Genomic DNA, 25,660 nt, shown 5'->3' with positions numbered 1-25,660 from the left:
CTTACCTGAACTATTTTTTCAAGTTGCAGAGCTTTGGTTTTAACGAAAATTTTTTAAGCGAATCTCTAAATTAAGTGACGCTCATGAAGTTTTCCAATTTGCGAGTATTCTCATTAGCTACGCCAGTAGAAAGAACGTCAAAAATAAAATTTGGCGGATTTGGCGCAGCGAATTGTTTAAAGCATATAAATAAGTGTGTTTTATTTCTTAAGGGAGCATCATGAGCGCCATCACAGTGAATAATTACGAAGGTTATGAGATACAGACGAGGGCCGTGCCAGTTGGTGACGTCTGGGCCGCCGAATACGCTATTAGCAAAGATGGTGAAACGAAAATCGGGTGGACACGGGCAAATATAGCCGAAGGACTCCCTACGCACGGTACGGCGAACCACGCGGCGCTTGAGAATGCCAAAGCAGACATCCAGCTCAAACTTTCTACCTTTTCCTAGAATTGCTTTTGCGGTTGGTTGCGTTTGCATGGGGCCGACATTTCATTTAGGCGGTCGTTAATAGTAAAAATTTTTCGAAAAGCAGACGCTATGCTAGTCAACGGAAAAAATACCGAAATTACCTTCGCCGTACCATACGAGGGGGATATGGTGACCTGCACGGTGCTAGCCGAGGCGTTACGTCACTTAACAAAAAACGCGGCACACAACCTGACTCGCGACCAATTGGTCAGCGCCTTTCTGGAGAACAAGCCTTTAATTCGCGCGGCGGCCATCAAGGAGCTTAAAATGGGCGTGGATGAAGTAATATTAACTGCATCTAATTTTTGAGTGACGACAGATTCGCTTGGTTATAGACTTAGTTTTATATCATTAAGAAAGCGATAATACCGTTGATCTATAATGTGCGATTTTCCTGATCGTGGCGCAAAATTGGCTAACTTTGCCGAAATTGTTCCTATTATTTCATGTTGGCCGCGGTGTCAACGTCAGGCGCTCAAACACTTTGGGCACCATTCCCCGCATCAGCAGCGGCGCTGAAAGCAAGGCCTGCGCAAAATCAAAATGGGCATAAGGGATATACTGTTAGCCCGTATAAGCAGTTAGATAAGGACTCACCAATGATCCCCATATCGATCCTCGATCTGGTCCGTATTACACAAGGAAACACCGCCCGCACCGCGCTCGATAATGCGCGTGATCTGGCCCGCCACGCCGAAACCTGGGGCTACCGCAGATTCTGGATGGCTGAGCATCACAATATGATCGGGATTGCCAGTGCTGCGACAGCCGTCGCGATTGCGCACGTCGCCGCTGGCACCAAGACGATTCGTGTAGGGGCTGGCGGCGTGATGTTGCCAAACCATGCGCCGTTAATTATTGCTGAGCAGTTCGGTACGCTCGCCACCTTATTCCCCGGTCGCATCGATCTGGGGCTCGGAAGGGCGCCCGGAACTGACCAGATTACGACGCGCGCTTTACGTCGCGATCCGGCCAGTGCAGAGTCGTTTCCCCAAGATGTTCTCGAACTTCAAGCTTTCCTTGCCCCCGCTGAGCCGGGACAACGCATCGTCGCGGTCCCGGGTGTCGGCACCGAGGTTCCGCTCTGGATTTTAGGATCGAGCACATTTGGCGCTAGATTGGCTGCCAAACTAGGCTTGCCGTATGCTTTTGCTTCCCATTTTGCGCCTGATTCACTTGAAGCGGCGTTGCAGGTGTACCGGGCGCAGTTCGAAGGCTCTGATCAACAAGCCACGCCACATGCAATGGTGGGGATTAATATCATCGCTGCCGAGACAGATGCTGAAGCACATCGTCTTGCAACAACCCAGCAAATGTCGTTTACGGACATGTTCCGCGGTGCGCGAGGTTTGAGTAAGCCGCCAATTGATGATATTGAGACGTATTGGTCCGGTGCCGAAAAAGCGCAGGCTTCGAACATGCTGGGTTTTTCCCTCGTCGGTTCAAAAGAAACAGTGCGAGCAGGGATGGACAGGCTCATATCGATGACGGGTGCAGACGAACTGATGATTGTATCGGACGTTTTCGACCACAGCGCGCGACTTCGCTCTTACGAAATCATTGCCGATATAGCCCGCGGTGCGGATCACCCCGCTTAAAGTCCTGCACTATTAGCACCGGCTATTCAAAAACAAATGCGCCCACCAGGAATTTGGTGGGCGCAAAAACCGTAAAAAACAAGTCTGTTTCACAAGTCTGTTTCATAAGCCTGTTTTACTAGTCCGTTTCATAAGGCCGATTCATAAGGCCGATTCATAAGTTCGATTTATAAGTCCGTTTCACAAGTCCGTTTCACAGGTCCGTTTATGAGCTCAGTTTTCATGCAGAGATTCTGAAGCTAAGGTTTAATTTCTACTCAGCGATGTGTTTTACGGCAGTTTGTTAAGATCGGACCGGCAGTTTGGTTGCAACGGGATTTGGAAGCGCCACCAGAATATTGCATTTGACTCTTTCAGCCAGCAAAGCATCCATCGATCCTCGCCACCAACGCTCTGCGAATCCTTTGCGCCGTGAATGTCCCACGATGACAAGGTCTGCTCCCATCGAATCTGCTAATGAGCCGATCACGTCGACTGGTTCCCCGATATGCAGATGCGTGGTGACACGCAATCCTGCGGCGGTCATCAATGCTTCCCCTGCTGCCAATGCCTGTTTAACTATTTCGGTCCTGTTCGCAAAAGCCACTTCCGGGCAATATCCTCCAGCCATGCCATGCGCAGAGAGTTCAATGACCGCTAGTAAATGGATCGAAGTGGATGCAGGAGGATTGAGTTGAATGCACTCCTGCAAGGCGGTACGACTTTCTGGCGTGCCGTTGTAGGCGACTAATATTTTATTAAACATAATCACTCCAACGAGGCGCTTCTGTACGCATAGCAACTGCCCTTGAATGCGACGGAGTTTCATTGCAACTAAGTCATGATATGGATTGTGCGCTCATTCATGCTCATTAGGCAGACGTTTTATAAATTATGTTGGGTAGCTTAATATTGGCTTCACGCGGGCTTCGCGAACTATCGAAAAATCGCATAATCGGGCTAGCAACCCGCATCGTATACCTTCAGGCTTGGTGTAAAATAAACAAGAATAGTGGTCTTTGTCGTTTGTCTTTGTATATCGGAGATGCGGAATGCGCCAACCTTTTATTTCTCCCCTCATTGTCTGCTTGTTAGCCCTGAGTCTTGGCGCCTGCGGTGAAATGGCGACGTTGCCGGAGCAGGCGGGCGTGGGACCCAATCCCACAATACCGTCGCCGCATCTGACACTATTGCCGACCGTCAATATCGCTCCAGCCAAAGGTTGGGCTGCAGGAGCAACTCCGCAGCCGGCCGCTGGCCTGGCAGTAAGTGCTTTTGCGACTGGTCTTGACCACCCTCGGTGGTTATACGTGCTTCCTAATGGCGATATTCTGGTTGCTGAATCGAACGCGCCTGCCAAGCCCGAAGACGGCAAAGGCATCAAGGGCTGGGTCATGAAGCTGGTGATGAAACGTGCGGGCGCTGGCACTCCTAGTGCGAATCGCATCACCCTGTTGCGTGACACAAACGGTGACGGTCAAGTTGTTACACGAAGCGTTTTTCTGCAAGGGCTGAATTCTCCGTTCGGCATGGCGCTGATCGGCACCGATTTGTACGTTGCCACGACCGACGGCCTGTTGCGCTTTCCCTATCGCACTGGCGCAACACAGATCACCGCGGCGGGTGTAAAAGTAATCGATTTGCCTGCCGGGCCGATCAACCACCATTGGACCAAAAACGTGATCGCCAGTCAGGATGGCGCGCATCTCTATGTCACGGTCGGATCGAATAGCAATGCTGGTGAAAATGGCTTGGAAAACGAGGTCGACCGCGCTGCTATCTGGCAGGTTGATGCAGCGACAGGCCAGTCGCGTATCTTTGCTTCAGGCTTGCGTAATCCCAACGGACTCGCCTGGCAACCTTACAGCGGTTCGCTCTGGACTACCGTCAATGAACGCGATGAACTCGGCAGTGACCTGGTGCCCGACTATATGACCGCAGTGAAAGACGGCGCTTTTTACGGATGGCCTTTCAGTTATTACGGCCAACACGTTGATACGAGGGTGAAACCGCAGCGACCGGACCTGGTGGCCAAAGCTATTGCGCCAGATTATGCGCTGGGCAATCACACTGCCAGTCTTGGCCTTGCTTTCTATGAGAGCGATTTGTTGCCGAAGCATTTCTCTGGCGGGGCATTCATCGGTCAGCACGGTTCCTGGAATCGCCAGCCGCGCAGTGGTTACAAGGTAATTTTCGTGCCATTCGTCAATGGTTTCCCGTCCGGTCCCCCTGAAGATGTGCTGACAGGCTTTGTCAGCGCGCAGGGCGAGGCACTGGGTCGACCGGTGGGTGTGGCGGTCGACCGCACAGGGGCATTACTGGTTGCAGACGACGTCGGCAATCTGGTGTGGCGTGTGACTCCGGCACGTTGACCCAGACGCTCGTTATATTGATGAAAAATGAATCGTTTGCCTCGGCTGCAGGAAGTAGCCGTGCTGTTGCGCCAAGTGAGATATCCCACCCATAATAATTAAAGGAAACTACCATGTCCGGACACACTTACAAGTTGCTAGAACTGGTTGGAACGTCAAAAAATAGTAGTGACGAGGCAATCCGTGATGCAATTTCCAAGGCCGCATTGACGGTCAAGCATATGGACTGGTTCGAAGTGATTGAAACCCGAGGTCATATCGTGGATGGCAAAATCTCTCATTACCAGGTAACGATGAAAGTTGGTTTCAGGTTGGAGTAACAATATCTGAGAGATTGGCCGGATGAACTTAAATAATTCCGCTACTGCTCGCGCCTGCCTTCGGTGGTCGTTGCTGCGCTTTTAGTCTTCGATAGCCGGAGGAGCGATAGCAATCAACGGGATTAATTGCTCCAGCGGAACGGAACCGCGCCATCGCGAGAATAGGGCTGACATCGGTGCGAAAGGCGTGCTTCAATGTTTGTGCTGATTGCAGCGTGTCGTTCTGTTCCTGATGGTATTGCAACGCTGTCCGCTCAACGATGGCCGATTGAATGAATGCCCGTTGTACTTCGATCGCACTGCTCATCAGACTTTCGATGGGATCGGTAACATTATGAGATTGGTCCAGCATATGCGATGGTTTGAACGCTGCTCCGTCGCGTAGTGCAACATCTGCCAATTCGTTAAAAATCAGAAATAGCTGAAACGGGTTAATGCTGCCGGAATCCAGATCATCATCGCCATATTTACTGTCGTTGAAATGAAAGCCGCCCAATTTACCGAATTGTGCCAGACGAGCGACGATCATTTCAATATTGGTGTTAGGGGCGTGGTGACCCAGGTCAACCAGACATTTTGCCTTCGGTCCGAGTTCAGTCGCGCAGGCGAAGCTGGTACCCCAATCGGCGATAGTGGTCGCATAGAAGGCGGGTTCGAATAACTTGTGCTCGATATACACCAGCCAGTCGGCTGGCAGCGCTGCATAGATGTCACGCATGCTATCGAGATAGCGTTCCAGCGCGCTACGTAAATTGTGCTGACCAGGGAAATTAGCGCCATCGCCGATCCATACGGTCAATGCCTTCGAACCGAGGGCGCGCCCCAGCGTTATACACTCGATATTATGCGCGATTGCTTGGGCGCGCACGGCAGGACTATTTGCGGTCAGGCTACCGTTTTTATACGAGTGCGCCTGACTGGCCTGATCTTGAAACGTGTTCGAATTAACGGTATCGAAACCCAGGCCATAAGCGCCGGCCACTTCGCGCAGAGCTGCTGGATCAGTCGTCTTATCCCACGGAAAATGTAACGACACGGTCGGGGTGGCGTGCGTTAGCTGGTGGATCACCGCGCAGTCTTCCATCTTTTCGAATACGTTGCGCGGCTCACCAATTCCCGGAAAACGAGCAAAACGGGTGCCGCCGGTGCCAACGCCCCAACTGGGCAACGCAACCGCAAAAGTCTGGGCTAGTGTGGTCAGTTTTTCAATGTCTTGCCCGCGCCGTGCCAGCATGCCGCCGAGTGCGTCGTAGTCCGCCTGTAGATTGCTTTGATGGGTGGCGTTGTGTTCGGCAACCAGATTAATATCGATCAATGCAGTCATTGTGTCTCCTCGTTTTCAGCCGCGAATAGTTAGCCTGCCGCTGATGGTTGTTTCGCTGATAACTTATCTTATTGCGACCGCTGCATTCGCTGCAGACTGCGGTCGTCTTTCGCTTCTGCTCGTCCATTTCTTATTTCTTAACGGGTGAATGCCGCAGCATTTCCGGCATCGACATTGATGATGTTGCCGGTACTTTTCGCAGATTTATCGCTGGCCAGAAAATATACCGCTTCTGCTATGTCCTCGGGTAGAACACTGCGTTTAAGCATGCTGCGTTGACGATAAAATTCTTCGACATCCGCGGAGGCGATTTTATTGGAGGCAGCGCGTTCTTCTTTCCATTTGCCATCCCAGATGCGGGAGCCTCGGATGACAGCGTCGGGATTGACGACATTCACACGGATGCCATGCGCCGCGCCTTCCAGCGCAATACAGCGGGCTAAATGGATTTCACCTGCCTTGGCGGTGCAGTAGGCAGAGGCACCGGCAGAGGCCACCAGACCGTTCTTGCTGGCGACAAATACCATACTTCCACCTAATTTCTGTTCTTTCATCATGCGGAACGCGCTGCGACTTACCAGAAAATAACCGGTGACCAGAATCGATTGATTACGCTCCCACATTTCTAGCGTCGTCTCTTCAAGCGGAGCGGATGAGGCGATTCCGGCATTGGAAATCAGCAAGTCAAGGCCGCCGAAGCCAAGCGCCGTGGCGTTCAGAATGGTATCGATATCTTGTTCGTTAGTGATGTTGGCGCAGACAGTAGCGACGTTATCCGGCCCCGCGACTTTGATCAACGCCTGGTGGGCCTGCATCAGCGCCTCGGCATCAATATCGGTCAGCATCACGCATGCCCCTTCTTGTAATAACTGTTGGGCGACGGCCTGACCGATGCCGCCGCCACCACCTGTCACCAGCGCAATGCGTCCAGCCAGACTTTTTGGTCGTGGCATGCGCTGCAGCTTGGCTTCTTCCAGTAACCAATATTCAATATCAAAGGCTTCTTGCTCCGGCAGGCCGACGTAAGTGTCGACGCCGTTTGCGCCGCGCATGACGTTGATCGCGTTGACATAGAATTCGCCTGCGATTCTGGCGGTCGCTTTGTCTTTAGCAAAGGACAGCATACCCACGCCAGGAATAAGATAGATGATCGGATTGGCGTCACGTGCCGCTGGGCTATTTTCGCGTTTGCAGCGGGCGTAATACGCAAGATAGTCGTCGCGATATGCGCTCAGCGCATCATCAAGGCCTGAGACTAATCGATCAAAGTCCTGATTAATCGGATCGAAATCGACCACAAACGGTCTGATTTTGGTGCGCAAAAAATGATCGGGACAGGAGGTGCCGAGGGCTGCCAAAGGCAGCAAATCGGAGCTGCAGACAAAATCAAGCACCGTCGGGCTATCATCGAAATGGCCCAGCTTGTATTCCTGCTGACTGACCTTGCCGCGTAAAAGTGGCATCAGGCGCGCTGCCAGAGTGGCGCGTTCGGACGCGGCGAGCGGTGCATACTTGCTGCCGCCAAATGCCGGTTTTTGGCTGTTGGAGGCCAACCACTCTTCAGCGCGTTTGATGATTGTTAAGGTAATTTCGTAGCAGTCTCTGGATGTGTCGCCCCACGTAAACAGGCCATGTCCTTCGAGTACGATGCCTTTCAGTTCTGGCTGTTCTTTTGATAAGGCCTCTAATTTTAATCCCAGGTCGTAACCAGGGCGCTGCCATGGCAACCAACCCAAGTCACCTTCGAACACCTTCTGTGTCAGCATCCGGCTGTTGGCGCAAGCCGCAATCGCAATTACGGCATCCGGATGCATATGGTCGACGTGTTTTTTGTCGATATATGCATGCAAAGGCGTATCAATACTGGCGGCTCGGGGATTCAGGCTAAAGGTGCAGTGCGGTAAATAGCCGACCATTTCGTCTTCGAGCGCCAAGCCGCGATAACGATTTTTCAGCGCGCGCAGCTTGTCCATATACAGGGTGGAAAAACCATCTAACTTGATACTTCCCAGATCGCCGCCCGATCCCTTCACCCATAAAACTTCAACCTGCTCGTTGGTCAGATGGTCTGTCATTACAATTTTGGCAGAGGTGTTGCCGCCCCCAAAATTGGTGATACGCATGTCGGAACCAAGTAAGTTTGAGCGGTAAAGCAGCAATTCGGGCGCGCTCAATGTTGCGGCGATAGCGTCGTCCCACATTGAGGTAATTGGTCCTTGTTGAGTGGTGTCGATCAATACTGTCATACGGTCTCCATCATTGTTTATTGGCGCATTTAGTCTTGGCTTTGTCAGTTTTAAACACTGCGCCTGCTGGTTGAGCAATGCAGACTAGTAGAAAGCAGCCGACAATCAGTGTCAATCGATTGGCAATCAAAAACATGAGTGATTCACAAATAATCATAAAGTTGATTAATTTCATGATGAAGTTATCGGTAAAGCAATCAATGATTTGATCGAAATGCAAATAATCATCGAGTTGATTGATTGATGATTGACAGACATTTATCAATTGCTTAGTCTGTTTTACCGATCAAGAGATCGTCCGGTTGATTGCAAGTCGATGCTGCAATCAAAAGAGATGAATCCAGACAGGAGACAGCAGTGCTGAACAAAGAATGGTGAACCACAAGCGCCGTAAAGGCTTGCTAAAGCTACTCGCCGAACACAATGCGGCCAGCGTAGAACAATTGGTCGACTGGCTGAATTCTTCACCTGCCACAGTACGGCGCGATATTGTTTGGCTTGCCGAACGCAATCTTTTAACCAGAACGCGTGGCGGCGCAGAAGATCTTCCGCAAAAAAAACGCACGTTCGCATTGTCTGGCGAAACCTTTCAAAACAACCTGGAACGCTATTCGGCAGAAAAACGCGCTATCGCCAGATATGCTACCGACATGTGCGCAGATGGCGAAACCATCATCATCAATGGCGGCACGACTACTTACATGATGGTAGCGTTTCTTGCTGAAAAACGTCTTAAGATTTTGACTAACTCGTTCCTGATGGCAGAGCGTCTTTTGATGACAAGTGAAAATGAAATCATCTTACCGGGCGGTAAGGTCTATCGCGAACAAAACGTCATCCTGAGTCCTTTTGATAACGACATTACCCAACACCATTACGCAGCCAAAATGTTCATGGGAGTGTATGGGCTATCCATGCTGGGCCTGATGGAAGTTGATCCAATTTTGATTCAGGCTGAAAAACGCTTGATCAGTCAGACCGAAGAGCTGATTGTACTGGCGGATAGTTCAAAATTTGCCCGAAAGGCGGGCCTGATCTTATGTGGTCTGAATCGTGTGGCGTGCGTTATTACGGATACTGGCGCATCCGATGCGGCCATTCAGATGCTGGAGCAAGCTGGGGTAAAAGTGATCACGGTAACGCCGGATAACGAGCTGAAGGATAGCGCAAAGAATTGATTCAACAAGGCTGCCGGGCATTCGGTCCACAGTCGTATTTTTCACAGGAGACATCGCAATGATACTAAAAAAAATATTGCTCACCGCGTTGACCGTTAGCATCGCCGTCAACATGAGCGGCGGGCTGATAAATAGCGCGCAGGCAGCCGAAAAAATAAAAATTGCGATGGTGGTAAAAAGCCTCGGCAATGGATTTTTTGACGCAGCTCATGAAGGCGCGAAAGAGGCTGCGAAAGAACTGGGTGACGTAGAAATAATTTACACCGGGCCGACCACACCAACGGCTGAAGGTCAGATCGAAATCATCAATTCTCTGATCAGCCAAAAAGTGAGCGCTATTGCCATCTCAGCCAACGATGCCAACGCGCTGGTACCGATTACAAAAAAGGCGATGCAACGCGGTATTAGAGTCGTCTCTTTCGATAGCGGAATCGCCAAAGAAGGTCGCTTGATGCAGCTCAATCCTTCCAATGCCCAGTTGATCGGCTTGAAACAAATTCAAATGGCGTCGGATGCGATTGGTGGTGCCGGAGAGGTGGCGATCTTGTCCGCGACCGCACAAGCAACCAATCAGAACATCTGGATTGGCGAAATGAAAAAGGTACTGGCAAAACCTGAGTACGCCAGGATCAAGCTGGTCGCTACCGTTTATGGCGACGATCAGTCTGACAAAAGCTATCGCGAAGCAATCGGGCTGTTACGCAGTAATCCGAATTTGAAGGCGATCATTTCACCCACTACTGTCGGCATTAACGCTGCCAGCAAAGCGGTGGTCGACGAGCACCTGGTCGGCAAGGTCTTTGTAACGGGACTGGGCTTGCCATCCGAAATGGCGGGTCATGTGAAGAGCGGGGCGGTGAAAAGTTTTGCGATCTGGAATCCGATTGATCTCGGTTATGCCGTGACGTATGCGGCCTACGATTTCGTCAAGGGTAAAGCGGTTGCGAAGCCCGGCGCAAGCATTGCCGTAGGGCGGATGGGCAAGATAACGCTCGACGCTAACACCGAAGCCGCATTGGCCCCGCCATTTACCTACTACAAGGACAATGTCGATAAATTTGCCAAAATTTTCTAAAAATGGACTCAGCGCAAGCGTTGATTGTTTTGCGCTTCATGGCTGCCTGGTTGATTCGTTGATTGATTCAGTTGATGGTCGTTTAGTTTGATCATTCATTGCATTCCACCGGCAGCCACTCCACCCAATTCAGCGTCCTTTATTGATAGCGTGTGAAATGACTCAGCCCAGTGTATTAAGCGTGCCATCCGCCCCCCCGGCGGTGTTGTCCTTATCCGGAATCTGCAAACGTTTTCACGGTGTGGTTGCGCTGGATGACGTGGCGCTGACAGTGAACGCCGGAGAAGTCATGGCATTGATTGGGGAAAATGGCGCTGGTAAATCAACGTTGGTCAAGACCTTGACCGGAATCTATCAGGCCGATGGCGGGACTATTCATATGTGCGGGGAATTGGTTTCTTTTGCTAACCCGCAAGCGGCGATGCACGCCGGAATTACAGCAGTGCATCAAGAAACTGTGATGTTTGATGAACTTACGGTGGCAGAAAACATATTTATCGGTCGTCAGCCAAAACGCGGTTTTCCCGCGCGGATCGATTGGGCTTTTATTGAAGCTGAGGCGGAAAAATTATTCGCCCGGCTGGAGGTCACATTGCCGGTACGCGCCAAAGTAAAAGACCTCAGCGTAGCGCAGCGCCATTTTGTTGAGATCGCGCGCGCACTGTCACAAAATGCACGTGTGGTCATCATGGACGAACCCACTGCATCGCTTTCTCAACGCGAAATACATGAGCTGTATCGGATTATCCGTCAGCTGAGTGATGCCGGGACAGCGGTAATTTTCATTTCCCATAAGTTTGACGAAATCTTCGCCGTGGCCGATCGGTATACGGTACTGCGTGACGGTCATTTTGTCGCGACTGGTGCGCTCTCCGATATTTCGGAACCTGAATTGGTGGCGCTGATGGTGGGGCGCGAGATACATCAGGTTTTTCCTAAAATTGCGTTGGCGCTGGGGTCAACCATATTGGAAGTGGACAATTTTTGTCATCCTACCGAATTTAACGGTGTGAGTTTTTCAGTGCAGCAAGGCGAAATTGTCGGTTTTTATGGACTGGTGGGTGCGGGACGCTCGGAAGTGATGCAAGCACTATTCGGTCTTACACCCAATGTTACCGGGTCTGTGAAGCTGCACGGGAAAGCCATTTCAATCCGTTCGACCAGCGACGCCATTGCGCATGGTATCGCCTATGTGCCAGAAGACCGACAGCATCAGGGAGCGCATCTGTCGCTTCCCATTGTTCATAACATCACCTTGCCGATTCTCTCAAAGATAGGCTTTTTTCTGCTGGGACGAAGCGCAAAAGAGACCCGCATCGCGCGACATTTGAGTGAGCAACTCGAATTGAAAGCGGGATATTTCACGCAAATGGTGTCAGAGCTATCTGGGGGAAACCAACAAAAGGTGGTGCTCGCGAAATGGCTTGCTACCGATCCCAAGGTCATCATTCTGGATGAACCGACAAAGGGGATTGACATTGGCTCTAAAGCTGCCGTGCATACTTTTATCGGCGAACTGGTATCGAAAGGCTTATCGGTAATTCTGGTGTCGTCTGAACTGCCGGAGGTCCTGGGAATGGCGGACCGGATAGTGGTAATGCACCAGGGGCACATCAAAAAAATATTTACCCGGGCAGAAGCGACGCCGCAGAATGTGGTGGCGACGGCGTCCGGCAGTGGGTATCGCAGTATTTCAGGTGATGACACGGGTGATGTTTCAGACCATCACCCGGATCATGACAACGCAATAAAGGATGCCGCATGCGCTGGATGAAACATCGCGAAGCCCTACTGGCACTGCTAATCCTGGTGCTGATTGGTGTGGTTGGATTGCGGGCCCCGTTGTTTTTGAGCCTGTCGAGTATGTCCAATGTGCTGACAGACAGCACGTTACTGATGATGTTGGCGTTGACGCAGATGCTGGTCATCGTAACGCGCGGTATTGACCTTTCGATAGCGTCCAATCTTGCACTATCGGGCATGATGACGGCGCTCCTGGCATCGAAATTTCCACAGCTATCGGTGGCGGTGATTATCCTTGCAGCACTGGGGATTGGTCTGTTTCTGGGATTAATCAATGGCTGGTTGATCGGTTATCTGAATCTTCCGCCAATTGTCGTCACTCTCGGGACGATGAGTGTCTATCGCGGCTTGGTCTTCGTGCTTTCAGGCGGCGCATGGGTATCCTCGCGTCAGATGCCAGCTGCATTTATCGCGTTTCCGCTGACGCATCTGTGGGGTATTTCGCATTTGGTATGGCTTGCAGCGATTGCGGTAATTGTCACTTGGTTCATCGCCCGTTATACCCATTTTGGGAGAGATTTATACGCAATCGGCAATCAACCGGTGGCGGCGCGCTATGTCGGCATCGCGATCTCTCAGCGCCTGATGTGGACCTACGGGCTGTCAGGGATGATGGCCGGTCTGTGTGGTTATTTGTGGGTTGCGCGTTATGCGGTGGCGTATACAGAAATCGCTTACGGGTTTGAATTTACCGTGATTGCCGCTTGTGTGATCGGCGGCATCAGTATTGCCGGAGGTGTCGGTAGCGTCGCCGGCGCTGTGTTGGGTGCCTTGTTTCTATCGGTGATCAATAACGCTTTGCCGATTGTGAAAATATCGCCGTTCTGGCAGAGCGCGCTAACCGGCATCGTGATCCTGACCGCTGTAGTGATTAATGCGCGTGGAAATACCAAAAATGGCAGGCAAATTTTGTCCTTACAGTCGCTCGATCCATCGGCCCGACCATTGCAATCCAAGGAACGGGAGACTGTGTGAATACGACGCCACTACCGTCAGGAACAACTTCTCGCTACCAGATTCAGGACCGGAAAGGTTTTCGGGTGGGGGAGCTGATGGGGCGCTGGGAAACCCTGTTAGGAATTCTATTTATCGTAGTATTTGTTGCTAATAGTTTCTTGCTACCGAATTTCTTCGATTTCTATAATCTCGCAGACAGCACGTTTAATTTTAGCGAAAAAGCGCTGATTGCATTGCCGATGGCGTTGCTCATTATTTGTCGCGAAATTGATATATCTGTATCGGGAATACTCGCCTTGTCATCGGTAGCAATGGGTCTCGCTCATCATTACGGCATGCCCGCCCCGGGGTTATTGTTTGTCGCCATTGCGACAGGCACCGCGTGTGGCTTCCTGAACGGATTTCTGGTCACCCGCTTTGCATTGCCGTCAATTGTCGTAACGATCGGGACGGCTTCTCTATTTCGCGGCTTGTCGAGCGTGATTCTCGGGGATCAGGCGTTCACGGGTTACCCCCAGTTGCTGGTTGACTGGGGACAGGGTTACTTCTTCGACGTTATCCCGCGTGAGTTCGTGGTGATGCTGGTATTCGCCGTATTATTCGCAGTCTTGCTCCATGCCACCAGTTGGGGCAGGAAAATTTATGCCATCGGAAACAACCCGGTAGCGGCGCGATTCTCGGGCATCGCGGTGAATCGATATCGTTTGGCTTTGTTCATGTTGACCGGTGCGATGGCAGGATTGGCCGGCTTCTTGCTGACAGGTAGAATCGGCAGCACACGGCCTAACATTGCGCTGGGATGGGAACTTGAAATCATCACGATGGTGATTTTGGGAGGCGTCAGCATAGCGGGTGGCGCGGGAAGTATCGGCGGCGTGTTGCTGGCAGTCCTGACGCTTGGTATGGTGACATACGGCCTTGCTTTAGCCAACATTCCGGGAATTATTATGACCATTGTTGTTGGTTTATTGCTGCTGATTACCATTGCGTTGCCGCGTTTATTGCGCAGGTAATGTGAGCACGCCGATGGAACAAATCGCCTTTAGAATGCAACTCAAAGCCGGTAACACCGCTGAATATAAACGCCGCCACGACGCCATCTGGCCGGAATTGGTCGCGTTACTAACCGAAACGGGCATTCGCGACTATAGTATTTTTCTCGATGAGAGCACGGGCGCGCTGTTTGCAACGTTACGCCGCATAGAGATGCATCGTATGCCCGATCTGCCCGAGCATGCTGTGATGCGCCGTTGGTGGACGCACATGGCAGACTTGATGGAAACAGATGCAACGCTGGCACCGTTGTCGGTTCCATTAATTCCGATGTTCCACTGCGATTAAGGGGCATGCATTATGCAATCTGACAATCGCATCATAAAAGCAACCGTTGTTCTGGACATTGGTAAAACCAACGCCAAATTGACGTTGCTGGATCTGAGCGGTAAGACGCTGGCCGAACAACGCTGTACCAACACTATCGTCATCCACGGCCCTTATCCTCATCACGATGTCGACCGAATCTGGAATTGGTTGCTTACTACTTTGCGGTTGTTTTCCCAAGTTGCACAGATTGTCTCTATCGTTCCCATCACCCACGGCGCAACCGCCGCAGTAGTCGATGATCATGGGTTAGTGTTGCCGGTGCTGGATTACGAGTGTGCGTTACCACAAGAGCTTGATGAGCAATACGCCAAAGTGCGCCCTGCGTTTTCTGAAACATATTCTCCCGATTTGGCGGCTGGATTAAATCTTGGACGACAACTATTTTGGTTGTCACATCGCTTTCCCGCAGAGTTTAGCCGCGCGCGTCAGATTCTGACTTATCCCCAATATTGGGCGTGGAGATTGTCCGGTATCGCAGCGAGCGAAATCACTTCGCTCGGTTGTCATACCGATTTGTGGCAACCCACGAGGAAAGATTATTCCTCGTTGGTGGGACGTATGGGTTGGACACATCTTTTGCCACCATTAACACCGTCTTGGTCAGCACTTGGTCCACTGCGCGAAGAATTATGCGAACGTGCGGGCTTGTCCGCTGAGTGCCAGATACTGTGCGGTATCCACGATAGCAACGCATCGCTGGTCCGCTATCTTGGTGGCCTTGGCGATACGAAACAGCGTACTGTGCTATCGACTGGAACGTGGGTTATTGTAGCGGCATTAGGTGCACCGCTGTTCAATTTGCTTGAACAATTCGACATGCTCGCCAACGTCAATGCGCTTGGCGAATCAGTGGCATGCATGCGCTTTATGGGGGGCCGCGAATTTTCTGCTATAGCTGGCGCGGCGTCTAAAATCTGTAGCCTCAAAGATTTGCAATGTCTGATAGTCCAAAACACGCTGGCGTTGCCTTGCTTTACGGAAGCCGGTGGCCCATTTTCCGGGCGAGTGGGCATCGTTTGCGGACCGCCGCCGCAGACAGACGGAGAGCACTACGCGTTGGCTACGTTATATTGCGTGCTGATGAGTGATTATTGTCTGGATGCGCTGAATTCGGAAGGACCCATCACAGTGGAAGGCAGCTTTACTGACAACCCATATTTTTCCGGCATGCTGGCAATCTTGCGTCCACAGCAGGCAGTCTCCTATTCAAAGGATGCCAACGGGACGACTTGCGGTGGCTGGATGTTGCAGAATTGGGGTGTCACACCGCCATTTTGTGACGCACTGTTAGCGCCGCAACCGGCGTTGGTTGACTTGATTGCCTACCGAGATCGTTGGCGCACTCTGCTGCAAGGTGGCCAGCATGAATGAGCTAAGGCACGAAGATTGTTGATCGGGCCGCAAGGGACAGCCAAAGTTTCGGGCCCATTTATCCCGTCGGCAGTGGTGCGTTCTATAGTAATGCGGCGTAATATCGGAACGAACACGGATCGATTTTCGACGCGGGCCTGATTGGTGAAGAAGCGCGGATCAAGGGCTATTTGCCTGCGCATCAAAAAGAATTGTGAACTAAACTATCAAAAAGCTGCTCGAACTGAAGTGATGTAATTTGCATATTTTTTTAAGGCCAGCAATCGTCTCTGCTGCTGCTTTCTGAACAATACCAGCACTTTATTTAATTAGCACTGCGCAATGCGTCGCCAAACGCGAAGCTTAGCTTAGTTTCGTTAACCGTAGCAATATTGCAAGGTTACCATTTCGCTCTATTCTTTATTCACTGGGATCATCCAGAAATGAAAAACGCAGATCCTACGGAACTTATCGATACAGATTTAACATTTAATTTAGGTGATTTGGGCGCATGCGCTCTTTTTCTCGATTTTGATGGCACACTGGTTGATCTGGCTCCTACGCCAGAGGAAGTCGTTGTCATTCCGGAATTAATTGATTCCTTACGGTCTATTCGCGATTATCTGGACGGACGCGTGGCGATTGTGTCAGGCCGTCCTATTTCCCAGATTGATGCAATGCTAGCGCCGTTAATATTGCCGATAGCAGGCGTCCATGGCATGGAGCGACGCGATGCCGAGGGAGTCTTACACACCATCTCGACACCGGCGTTTTCGGCCGTTCAGGCCTGCGCGATCAGGCTGGCGGCAAACCATTCGGGTTTACGGGTGGAGCAAAAACGCGGAACCCTTGCATTGCATTATCGTCAAGTACCGGAGCTTGAGACGATGTGTGAATCAGAATTGCTCTTCGCTCTTCGCGACTGTCCGGGTATGGCTTTGTTACACGGAAAAATGGTGTTTGAAGTAAAACCATCCATGGTTACCAAAGGAACCGCGATCCGCGATTTTCTGGCAGAGCCACCGTTTGCTGGCACCAGACCGGTGTTCGCGGGTGACGATACAACTGACGAGGCCGGTTTCGCGTTTGTACAGGAAGTGGGAGGGATAGGAATCAAGATAGGAGAAGGCCCTAGCGTCGCACGCTACCGTATCGCATCACCCTGCGCATTGCGTGCTGAATTGGCCAGCGTGGCAAAAGTTGCCCAGATCTTATCTAAAGGATGTCGATATGACTAAAACTTCCGCTGCTTCAGCGGCAAAGCCTTTTATTGATTCTCAGATTGATTCTCAGATTGGTTCTCAGATCCACTCTCAGATTAACTCTCAGCCCGGAACCTCTACCCTCGATTGTGGCGTAATTGGCAATTGCGCTTTAAGCGCACTGGTTGATCGGATGGGGCGCATGGTATGGTGTTGTTTGCCTCGCTTCGATGGCGATCCGGTATTTAACGCGCTTCTTGACGAATCCGAGAATGGCAGTCTGTGGAGCATAGAAATCGAAAACTTTGCCCGATCCGAGCAATTTTACGAGCCGAACACTGCTGTGCTGCATACGCGATTGTTTGATACGGAAGGGCGCGGTATCGAAATCACAGACGTGGCACCGCGCTTTATGAGTCGTGACCGCATGTTTCGCCCGCTTATGTTGGTCCGGCGCGTGCGGCCATTAGATAGCGCGGTTCGTATCCGAGTCCTGCTGCGGCCACGGTTTGACTGGGGGCGGCAAATCCCCACAATCACGCAGGGCAGTCATCACATACGGTACGTCGGTGCCGCAAGTACATTGCGTCTCAATACCGATGCTTCGCTTAGCTACATTCTTACGGAGTCCTTTTTTGTACTGGATCAAACTGCGAATTTCATGCTCGGCCCTGACGAGACATTGGCGGAAGGTATCGAAGACACTGCCCGGATGTTCGAAAAAGAAACGATTCGTTACTGGCGCACCTGGAGCCGTCGTCTCGCGCTTCCTTTAGAATGGCAGGACGTGGTGATACGGGCGGCGATAACGCTAAAAATGTCGCTGTACGAGGACACTGGCGCGATCATCGCCGCGATGACAACCAGCGTTCCTGAGGCACCGGGCAGCAGTCGTAACTGGGATTATCGCTATTGCTGGTTGCGCGATGCATTTTTTGTGGTGCGCGCACTCAACAGCTTGTCAGAAGTCGGCACGATGGAAGATTACATGCGCTGGCTGACCAACGTGGTGGCGCGTTCGAAAGGCGGCCACATCCAGCCGCTTTACGGTATCGGGTTGGAAGAGATGCTGCCGGAACTGATCGTCGACCATCTGCCTGGTTATCGTAATCATGCACCGGTTCGCGTCGGCAATCAGGCCCAGGAACATTATCAGCATGACGTTTATGGCAATATTATTTTGGGCGCTACGCAGGCGTTTCTGGATCAGCGTCTGTTTAATCGGGCCGGTATTGCTGAATTTATTAATCTTGAAGCGGTTGGTGAGCAAGCGTTTCGGGTGTACGCCGAACCCGACGCCGGTATGTGGGAGTTGCGCTCTCGTGCGCGGGTGCACACCTCTTCTGTATTAATGAGTTGGGCGGCTTGTGACCGGTTATCCAAAATTGCAACTGCGCTTGGGTTACCGGAGCGTGCAGCCCATTGGGAGGCGCGCGCCAAGATTATTCACGAACACTTATTGCGCGATGCCTGGAGCGAAGAGCGACAGGCGTTTGCCGAAAGTCTGGGCGGACGCGATCTGGACGCCAGTGTTTTACTAATGGCCGAAGTGAATTTTATCGATCCTAAAGATCCGCGTTTTGTTGCAACAGTTGACGCTTTGGAGCGTTCTCTTTGTGATGGTCCTTACATGCGTCGTTATGAGGCTCCGGATGATTTTGGTAAGCCCGAAACGGCATTTAACATTTGCACGTTCTGGCGGATCGATGCATTGGCCAGAATTGGCCGTAAAGAGCAGGCACGCGAGATTTTTGAGACGATGTTAAAGGCACGCAATCACTTGGGATTGCTGTCTGAAGATACGCACCCGGTGACGGGTGAAATGTGGGGAAATTTTCCACAGACCTACTCAATGGTAGGACTGATCAATTGCGCTGTGCGGCTTTCTGCACCATGGGATACTGCAATATAAGCCTTTAAGGAAAACTATGTCACGTCTCGTTATTGTTTCAAATCGGGTTGCCGATCCGCGTAAACCTGCTGCCGGGGGGCTTGCTGTAGCTCTCGGTGAAAGCATGAAAAAAACGGGCGCTCTCTGGTTCGGCTGGAGCGGAAATATCGTCGAAGAAGCCGATGGTGGGGTTCCTGGCGAAGGAAAATTACACACAGAAGAAGCTGGCAACATCACTCTGGTGACGGTTGATTTGTGCCGAAAGGACCATGACGCGTATTATCTTGGATATGCTAACGGCGTGTTGTGGCCGGTATTTCATTATCGGCTTGATCTTGGCACCTACGAACCCGGTTTCGCCGAAGGATATCGTCGGGTGAATGAACTATTTGCACGAAAATTGGTGCCGTTGCTGAAACCGGACGATCAGATTTGGGTACACGATTATCACCTGATCCCGCTTGCGGCGAATTTGCGTGCCATGGGGTGTCGGAATCGCATGGGATTCTTCCTGCATATTCCGATGCCGCCGCCCCTGATTACTGCCGCCATCCCGCATCAGGAATGGTTGATGCGCACACTCTTTGCGTATGATCTTTTGGGATTTCAAAGCGATGCCGATCTTTTGAATTTCTCGCATTATGTTCAGAGTGAAGCGCATGCAGAGGTGTTGCCCGACGGACGCTATCGTGCCTTTGACCGGACGGTGCAAGCGGGTTCATTCCCGATAGGAATTGACGTCGGCGAACTTATCCGCATGGCCGAAACCAACGAAGGTAGTCAAATGTTCCGGCGGCTGCGGGAGGAGTATTCTCGCCGCCAATTATTGGTCGGGGTTGATCGTCTGGACTATTCCAAAGGCCTGCCACAACGCATCCGCGCGTTTCGCGAGCTGCTGACACGATTTCCCGAGAATAAGAACAGCGCGACACTCATTCAAATTGCTTCGCCCAGTCGCGAGGATGTCGACGCTTATGCCAATATTCGTTCGGAAATGGAAACGCTGTGCGGTTCCATTAATGGTGATTTTGGAGAGCTGGACTGGATGCCAATCCGTTATATTCATCGCACTGTAGCGCGTAAACGTTTGCCCGGATTATACCGTGCCAGCCGCGTCGGTCTGGTAACACCATTGCGCGACGGGATGAATCTGGTTGCGAAGGAGTATATCGCAGCCCAGGATCCTGCCGACCCGGGTGTGTTGGTACTGTCGCGCTTTGCGGGTGCGGCAGAGCAACTTAAAGAAGCATTGATGGTCAATCCGTATGACATTGAACATACCGCCCAGGTGATCGAACAAGCATTGCAAATGCCACTGGATGAACGCCGGAATCGTCACGAGGTATTGTTACGACGTATTAAAGAACATGATGTGCATTGGTGGTGTAATACTTTCCTCGATACCCTGGCCAATTTGGATTTGCCCGCGGGGCAAGCGGCGGCGGAGTAAGAAATATTGTCATGTAGCATGCAAAGAAACGTGGCATTGTTAAGCGATTGCCAAGTTTCCAGCACCTGAGGTAAAGTATCACGGTGAGGTAATCATTCGCCTTACAAGAGGCACGCTTTCGTCATTTTCTGTGGATCAACATTATGGCGAAAGCTGCCTGGTGCAGCCTGGCAGAGCGGTTCTATCGGCAACGAGGATACCTTCTCTGTCGAGCCTCAGCGATCGCTTTAATAGCACTCTTGTCAACACCAGCACTTGAAGTAACAAGTACAATTAAAGCAAGCTCATCAAGTCGATATTGCGAATTTCAGGAGCGATGGCGACGCGCATCAGGATCTCCAGCAGATACCGCTGAACGGTCCCTTAAACAAGGAGGTTCAAAATGCAACTTGGCATGATAGGGTTGGGGCGCATGGGCGCCAATATGGTGCGACGGCTGCAGCAAGGTGGCCACACTTGTGTGGTCTATGATGTCAAAGAAGAGCCCATCAAAGCACTGGTGGGTGAGGGCGTGGTTGGTGCGTCGTCGCTTGAGGACATGGTCGCTAAACTGCAAAAACCGAGAGTTGTGTGGCTGATGGTGCCCGCGGCTTTGGTCGATCAGGATCTGGCGCTGCTGATACCATTGCTGGAGCCTGGCGACATCATCATCGATGGCGGAAACTCCTATTACCATGACGATATCAGGCGCGGAAAAGCCTTGAAATCCCAGAAAATTCACTATGTTGACGTCGGCACCAGCGGCGGCGTCGCCGGTTTGGATCGCGGCTATTGCCTGATGATCGGCGGCGAAACAGATATAGTCGCCCATCTTGATCCGATCTTTGCGGCCCTCGCACCGGGTGCAGCCGCCGCAGCACCAACGCCGGGCCGCGACAACGCTCACAGCACGGCCGCCCAAGGTTATCTGCATTGCGGACCCCAGGGTGCCGGCCATTTCGTCAAGATGGTACACAACGGCATTGAGTACGGCATCATGGGTGCTTATGCCGAAGGATTGAATATCCTGCGCAATGCGAACGTCGGCCTCAAAAAAGGCGACATTGACGCCGAAACCACGCCGCTCCGGAATCCCGAACACTATCAATACGAAATGGACCTTCCCGAGATAGCGGAATTATGGCGTCGCGGAAGCGTCATCGGCTCGTGGCTGCTGGATCTGACTGCCAGCGCCCTCATTACGGATCCGGCGTTGGAAAATTATGCTGGCAGGGTGTCGGACTCCGGAGAGGGGCGTTGGACCATCACCGCAGCCATTGATGAAGCGGTACCCGCGCCGATACTGAGCGCAGCGTTATTTGAGCGCTTCAGTTCACGCGGAGAGGCCGATTTCGCTGATAAGGTGCTGTCGGCAATGCGGCATGGCTTCGGCGGCCATATAGAAAAGCTGCTGACTCCTGCGGGAACACCCCCCGGCCCAACTGCCTCGGACGCCAGCCAAACGCAAAATTCCCCCACCAAGCCGCAGGAGGATTAATGACACGATCGGATTCTGATTCCCATTCTGACGCTTTTGTATTCTTTGGCGCTACCGGTGACCTCGCTTACAAACAGATTTTTCCTGCATTGCAGGCGATGATCAAACACGGCCATCTTGATCTTCCCATCATCGGCGTGGCCAAATCGGACTGGACAGACGACCAACTGCGCGAACGCGCGCGCGACAGCATAGAAAAAAGCGGGTGTTTTGATGCCGATGCATTCGCGAAATTGTCAGCGCGGCTTCAATACATTAGCGGCGATTATAAAGACGACGGGACCTACGCACAGCTCCGCACTGCGTTGGGAGCAGCGAAGCGACCGCTGTATTACCTCGCTGTTCCACCGAGCATGTTTGGGCCGGTTACTCAGGGACTTGCGAAATCCGGAGGGGCTGAGAATGCCCGCGTCATCATCGAAAAACCGTTCGGGCGCGACCTTGCTTCAGCGCAAGCACTCAACCAGACATTGCATGCGTCATTTGCCGAAGATGCGATCTTCCGCATCGATCATTATCTCGGTAAGGAGGCGGTCGAAAATCTGCTTTATTTTAGATTTGCCAATACCTTTGTCGAGCCCATCTGGCACCGCGATTATGTTGCCAGCATTCAAATTACCATGGCCGAACATTTTGGTGTGCAGGGGCGCGGCGCGTTTTACGAAGAAGTGGGCGCAATTCGCGACGTGATTCAAAACCATATGTTGCAGGTGCTGGCGTTACTGACGATGGAAATACCCGACATTGCTGCCAAAAGCGACAATCAAAGAACTGGGCCCGAGGCGGTCCACGGCGCTACACAAGACGCCATACGTGACGAGAAGCTGCGCGTATTATCCGCGATGCGTCCATTAGATCCTTCTGATGTGGTGCGCGGACAGTTTCGCGGATATGGGGATGAGCCGGGTGTGGCGGCAGGCTCCCGGGTTGAAACGTTTGCGGCGCTGCGACTGTATATCGATAATGCGCGTTGGGCGGGAGTTCCGATTTATATACGTGCTGGCAAGGAATTGCCGGTAACGTGTACCGAAGTCATGATCGAACTCAAGCCACCGCGGAATCCAGTGTTTGATACGGAGGCGTCGGGCCATCCAAATTATTTTCTTTTTCGGCTCGGTCCCGACCAACTAATTGCTCTGGGAACCCGGACCAAAATTCCGGGCGAAGCCATGATCGGTGGCGCGACGGCACTGGTCGCTCATCGGCATCCGGGAGATGAAATGACGCCTTATGAACGGCTGCTTGGCGATGCTCTTCAAGGCAGCGCAGGCTTGTTCACACGCGGTGATATGGTCGAAGCGGCCTGGCGCGTCGTCGATCCGGTTTTAGCACCCGCTTCGGATCAGTCCGAGGTTGCGCCAATTGCTGTATATGAACCAAACACCTGGGGCCCGCCTGCGGCCGAAAAAATCATGGCGGGGGACGATCAGTGGCATAACCCGACTTCAGAGGAAGCGCCATCATGAGAGCGGCAGAGGAGATTGTTTTCCTGTTCGACTGTGATAACACGTTGCTCGACAATGATCGCGTGCAATTTGATCTTGAAACGCACCTGGAGCAAGAATTCGGTGCGGAGAACCGTGCGCGTTATTGGCGGATATTTGAGGAGTTGCGCACTGAGCTTGGTTACGCGGATTATTTGGGCGCATTGCAACGTTATCGTTTAGGGGCGGAAAATGACCATCGTTTGTTACAAATGTCGGCATTTCTGGTCGACTATCCATTCGCTGAGCGTTTGTACGCCCGTGCGCTAGACGCGATTGCGCATGTTGGGAAATGGGGCTCAACGGTCATTTTGTCGGATGGTGACGTGGTGTTTCAGCCGCGTAAAATTCAGCGTTCGGGCCTGTGGGACGCGGTTGATGGACGCGTGCTGATTTATGTCCATAAGGAAGAAATGCTGGAAGACTTGCAAAGACGTTATCCTGCCCGTCATTACGTCATGATCGATGACAAGTTGCGGATACTGGCCGCCATGAAGAGCGTCATGAAGGAACAGTTGACGACGATTTTCCCGCGTCAGGGACATTACGCTCTGGATCCGGCGAATGTAGCGAAGTATCCGGCTGCTAACTTAACAGTCGAGAACATCGGTGATTTAGTAGATGCGGTGAATTATCAGCAGGGTAAGTTAATTTTTCCCAGTAATTAAGTCGGTCTGAAGCGGCTTCATCGACATGCTATTCGAACGCTTTTTTCCTCGTCCGCATCTGGCCGTGGGTGGATACTCCGGCCTCTTTATTTCTATCGCTATGAGCGCTAAAAAATTGTGTACTGAAGCTGAGCTGGAACTGCTTCAAAGAGAATCTTTCAGCTATTTTCTACACGAAACCAATCCCCAAAACGGCCTGGTAATTGACAAGAGCGCCCCGGGCTGGCCCGCGAGCGTAGCTGCGGTAGGCCTCGCCCTTTCGGCCTATCCGGTGGCGGTTGAGCGTGGATTTATTTCCCGCGCGGCGGCCGTTGAGCGGGTATTGGTGACGCTGCGATTTTTTTGGAACAGTCCGCAAGGCACCGAGGCCGATGCCACCGGCTATAAAGGGTTCTATTATCATTTTTTAGACATGTCCACCGGACAGCGCGTCTGGAATTGTGAACTCTCGACGATTGATAGCGCATTTTTTCTGGCAGGGGCCTTAACTGCGGGGCGCTACTTTGCTGCTCCGAGTCCGGAAGAGACCGAAATTCGCACGCTGGCCGAAGCACTTTATCTGCGCGCCGACTGGCAGTGGGCGCAAGCCGATGGCGCCGCCGTGTCGATGGGCTGGACGCCTGAAAGCGGCTTTCTGCCATACCGTTGGAAGGGCTACGACGAGGCTTTGCTGTTATATATTCTTGGATGCGGATCTCCAACCCACCCCTTAACCGCTACCAGTTACGCCGGATGGACGTCTGCGTATCAATGGGAGCGGCATTACGGGATCGATTATCTTTACGCGGGATCACTATTTACGCATCAGCTCTCGCATATTTGGGTGGACTTTCGCGGCATACAGGATGCCTGCATGCGGACCAAAGGGTGGGATTATTTTGAAAACAGTCGGCGCGCGACGTTAGTGCAACAGCGGTATGCGATAGACAATCCCCACGGGTTCGCGGGCTACGGTGAGTTTTGCTGGGGATTTACGGCCAGCGATGGTCCCGGCCCGGTAACGTTGGAAATTAATGGCGTTAAACGAACATTCTACGATTACGTAGCGCGTGGCGTGCCGGAGGGCCCGGACGATGGCACCATCGCACCTTGGGTCGCCGTGGCATCGCTGCCGTTTGCACCCGAGATTGTATTGCCGACGATTGATTACTTTATCCATCAGGTTGCATTAAAAGCGGGTAATCCGTATGGATTCAAGGCAACCTTTAATCCTACCTTCCCGGAGAAATCGCATAATCCTTACGGATGGGTCTCGCCCTGGCATTTTGGGATTAATGAAGGCCCTATCATTCTGATGATTGAGAACTATCGGAGCGAATTCGTCTGGGATTTAATGCGTGATTGTCCGTTTATTAATCGTGGTTTGCGGCGTGCCGGTTTCACCGGCGGCTGGCTCGGCACGCCTCTGACATAAATCTTCTTGCGCTATTT

At 52.0% G+C, this 25,660-nt stretch carries 22 protein-coding genes; 18 read left to right on the top strand and 4 right to left on the bottom strand.

Going from position 1 to position 25,660, the window contains the following annotated elements; translation table 11 throughout:
- Positions 1–70: 70 nt before the first annotated feature.
- Entirely contained in the window at positions 71–481 is a 411-nt protein-coding gene (locus JQN73_RS21545; protein WP_205320947.1) for a hypothetical protein, read from the bottom strand.
- A gap of 60 nt (positions 482–541) precedes the next feature.
- On the opposite strand from JQN73_RS21545, the gene JQN73_RS21540 reads away from it, so the two are divergent.
- Both JQN73_RS21540 and JQN73_RS21535 read left to right on the top strand, forming a co-directional pair.
- On the top strand, positions 542–781 hold the full coding sequence (locus JQN73_RS21540; protein WP_205320946.1) for a DUF1488 family protein: 240 nt from the start codon (positions 542–544) through the stop codon (positions 779–781).
- Between the two features lie 290 nt (positions 782–1,071).
- Positions 1,072–2,070: an LLM class flavin-dependent oxidoreductase gene (locus JQN73_RS21535; protein ID WP_205320945.1), complete on the top strand. Its 999-nt coding sequence runs from the start codon at positions 1,072–1,074 to the stop codon at positions 2,068–2,070.
- A gap of 283 nt (positions 2,071–2,353) precedes the next feature.
- Here JQN73_RS21535 and JQN73_RS21530 read toward each other — a convergent pair whose 3' ends face one another.
- Entirely contained in the window at positions 2,354–2,815 is a 462-nt protein-coding gene (locus JQN73_RS21530) for a universal stress protein (protein WP_205320944.1), read from the bottom strand.
- A 286-nt stretch (positions 2,816–3,101) separates the two neighbouring features.
- Between JQN73_RS21530 and JQN73_RS21525 the strand changes: the two genes are divergently transcribed.
- Entirely contained in the window at positions 3,102–4,421 is a 1,320-nt protein-coding gene (locus JQN73_RS21525; RefSeq protein WP_205320943.1) for a sorbosone dehydrogenase family protein, read from the top strand.
- A 113-nt stretch (positions 4,422–4,534) separates the two neighbouring features.
- Positions 4,535–4,741: a dodecin gene (locus JQN73_RS21520; RefSeq protein ID WP_205320942.1), complete on the top strand. Its 207-nt coding sequence runs from the start codon at positions 4,535–4,537 to the stop codon at positions 4,739–4,741.
- Positions 4,742–4,769: 28 nt separating this feature from the next.
- On the opposite strand, the gene rhaI is transcribed toward JQN73_RS21520, so the two are convergent.
- Both rhaI and JQN73_RS21510 read right to left on the bottom strand, forming a co-directional pair.
- Positions 4,770–6,065, bottom strand: a complete 1,296-nt coding sequence (gene rhaI, locus JQN73_RS21515; protein WP_205320941.1) for an L-rhamnose catabolism isomerase — start codon at positions 6,063–6,065, stop codon at positions 4,770–4,772.
- Positions 6,066–6,202: 137 nt separating this feature from the next.
- A complete protein-coding gene (locus JQN73_RS21510; protein ID WP_205320940.1) occupies positions 6,203–8,311 on the bottom strand; it encodes a bifunctional rhamnulose-1-phosphate aldolase/short-chain dehydrogenase in 2,109 nt (702 codons plus the stop codon).
- A gap of 371 nt (positions 8,312–8,682) precedes the next feature.
- Between JQN73_RS21510 and JQN73_RS21505 the strand changes: the two genes are divergently transcribed.
- From JQN73_RS21505 to JQN73_RS21440, 14 genes are all read left to right on the top strand, one after another.
- Positions 8,683–9,489 carry a DeoR/GlpR family DNA-binding transcription regulator gene (locus tag JQN73_RS21505; protein WP_205320939.1) on the top strand — a complete coding sequence of 269 codons (807 nt, stop codon included), beginning with the start codon at positions 8,683–8,685 and terminating at the stop codon, positions 9,487–9,489.
- A 58-nt stretch (positions 9,490–9,547) separates the two neighbouring features.
- On the top strand, positions 9,548–10,564 hold the full coding sequence (gene rhaS, locus JQN73_RS21500; RefSeq protein ID WP_205320938.1) for a rhamnose ABC transporter substrate-binding protein: 1,017 nt from the start codon (positions 9,548–9,550) through the stop codon (positions 10,562–10,564).
- A gap of 157 nt (positions 10,565–10,721) precedes the next feature.
- Positions 10,722–12,338: a sugar ABC transporter ATP-binding protein gene (locus JQN73_RS21495; RefSeq protein WP_205320937.1), complete on the top strand. Its 1,617-nt coding sequence runs from the start codon at positions 10,722–10,724 to the stop codon at positions 12,336–12,338.
- On the top strand, positions 12,326–13,342 hold the full coding sequence (locus JQN73_RS21490; RefSeq protein ID WP_205320936.1) for an ABC transporter permease: 1,017 nt from the start codon (positions 12,326–12,328) through the stop codon (positions 13,340–13,342). The genes JQN73_RS21495 and JQN73_RS21490 overlap by 13 nt, the downstream gene beginning before the upstream one ends.
- 77 nt (positions 13,343–13,419) lie before the next feature.
- Positions 13,420–14,337 carry an ABC transporter permease gene (locus JQN73_RS21485; protein ID WP_205323516.1) on the top strand — a complete coding sequence of 306 codons (918 nt, stop codon included), beginning with the start codon at positions 13,420–13,422 and terminating at the stop codon, positions 14,335–14,337.
- A gap of 13 nt (positions 14,338–14,350) precedes the next feature.
- Positions 14,351–14,665: an L-rhamnose mutarotase gene (locus JQN73_RS21480; protein WP_205320935.1), complete on the top strand. Its 315-nt coding sequence runs from the start codon at positions 14,351–14,353 to the stop codon at positions 14,663–14,665.
- A gap of 12 nt (positions 14,666–14,677) precedes the next feature.
- Positions 14,678–16,078, top strand: a complete 1,401-nt coding sequence (locus JQN73_RS21475; protein WP_205320934.1) for an FGGY-family carbohydrate kinase — start codon at positions 14,678–14,680, stop codon at positions 16,076–16,078.
- 422 nt (positions 16,079–16,500) lie between these two features.
- Positions 16,501–17,295 carry a trehalose-phosphatase gene (otsB, locus tag JQN73_RS21470; RefSeq protein WP_205320933.1) on the top strand — a complete coding sequence of 265 codons (795 nt, stop codon included), beginning with the start codon at positions 16,501–16,503 and terminating at the stop codon, positions 17,293–17,295.
- Positions 17,288–19,171, top strand: a complete 1,884-nt coding sequence (locus JQN73_RS21465) for a glycoside hydrolase family 15 protein (RefSeq protein WP_205320932.1) — start codon at positions 17,288–17,290, stop codon at positions 19,169–19,171. Before otsB ends, JQN73_RS21465 begins: the two co-directional genes overlap by 8 nt.
- A gap of 16 nt (positions 19,172–19,187) precedes the next feature.
- Positions 19,188–20,600 carry an alpha,alpha-trehalose-phosphate synthase (UDP-forming) gene (gene otsA, locus JQN73_RS21460; protein ID WP_205320931.1) on the top strand — a complete coding sequence of 471 codons (1,413 nt, stop codon included), beginning with the start codon at positions 19,188–19,190 and terminating at the stop codon, positions 20,598–20,600.
- 382 nt (positions 20,601–20,982) lie between these two features.
- The gene (gene gnd, locus JQN73_RS21455) at positions 20,983–22,077 is read left to right on the top strand and encodes a phosphogluconate dehydrogenase (NAD(+)-dependent, decarboxylating) (RefSeq protein WP_205320930.1); all 1,095 of its coding nucleotides are present in this window, start codon (positions 20,983–20,985) and stop codon (positions 22,075–22,077) included.
- Positions 22,077–23,543, top strand: a complete 1,467-nt coding sequence (zwf, locus tag JQN73_RS21450; protein ID WP_205320929.1) for a glucose-6-phosphate dehydrogenase — start codon at positions 22,077–22,079, stop codon at positions 23,541–23,543. Before gnd ends, zwf begins: the two co-directional genes overlap by 1 nt.
- Positions 23,540–24,229, top strand: coding sequence for an HAD family hydrolase (locus JQN73_RS21445; protein WP_205320928.1), 690 nt, complete (start codon positions 23,540–23,542; stop codon positions 24,227–24,229). Before zwf ends, JQN73_RS21445 begins: the two co-directional genes overlap by 4 nt.
- Positions 24,230–24,254: 25 nt before the next feature.
- On the top strand, positions 24,255–25,643 hold the full coding sequence (locus JQN73_RS21440; protein WP_370551276.1) for a glucoamylase family protein: 1,389 nt from the start codon (positions 24,255–24,257) through the stop codon (positions 25,641–25,643).
- Positions 25,644–25,660: the final 17 nt, after the last annotated feature.

The organism is Glaciimonas sp. PAMC28666, assembly GCF_016917355.1.
Classification (GTDB): Bacteria; Pseudomonadota; Gammaproteobacteria; order Burkholderiales; family Burkholderiaceae_D; genus Glaciimonas.
Note: the sequence above shows the minus strand (reverse complement) of the source record. Positions and strands in the feature narration are given on the sequence as shown.